The following is a 588-nucleotide window of genomic DNA, read 5'->3' as shown; positions in this document are numbered from 1 at the left end:
CGGTAGTGGAAGTGGGTAGACCTTAACGGATAATACCGAAGGATAAGATATAGTCTGTGCTTACATGAAAGTGTAAGAAGTTCATAAGAGAACTGCATAGGTAGTAGCGAACTTATGTGAACAACAACCTCAAAAATGATAAAAGTTAGGACTTACGGTTCTTACATATGTTATTTAAAAATAAATATAAAAACCTTTAAAATACTTGTTTAAAAAAATTTACCTTGTTAATATTAGGATGGGTGAGTAAAAATTGAAGTAGCTCAGATATGTATAAATACCATATAGTATGGTGTGTAAAATATGGACATCCAGTATTACATAATCATAAAAAACAAGTAAAGTGAGGTGATAGTAGTGGGAAAAGCATATAAATTTAGGATGTATCCAAATAAAAAACAGCAAGAGTTAATTAACAAAACTTTTGGATGTTGTAGATTTGTATATAATAAATATCTTGCTAAAAAAATAGAAGTTTATGAAAACAATAAAGAAACTTTTACTTATAAACAGTGTAGTTCTGATTTGACGAATTTAAAAAAAGAATTAGAGTGGCTTAAAGAACCTGACAAATTTTCACTACAAAAC

At 28.2% G+C, this 588-nt stretch carries 1 protein-coding gene; it reads left to right on the top strand.

What is annotated here, in order from left to right; genetic code table 11:
* Positions 1 to 348: 348 nt before the first annotated feature.
* Positions 349 to 588: helix-turn-helix domain-containing protein (locus Q3304_RS20870; protein ID WP_407815494.1), on the top strand; the 240-nt coding region annotated here is incomplete at its 3' end.

Source organism: Clostridioides sp. GD02377, from assembly GCF_045899875.1.
GTDB classification, from domain to species: domain Bacteria; phylum Bacillota; class Clostridia; order Peptostreptococcales; family Peptostreptococcaceae; genus Clostridioides; species Clostridioides difficile_A.
This window is presented reverse-complemented; position numbering and strand designations above follow the sequence as displayed.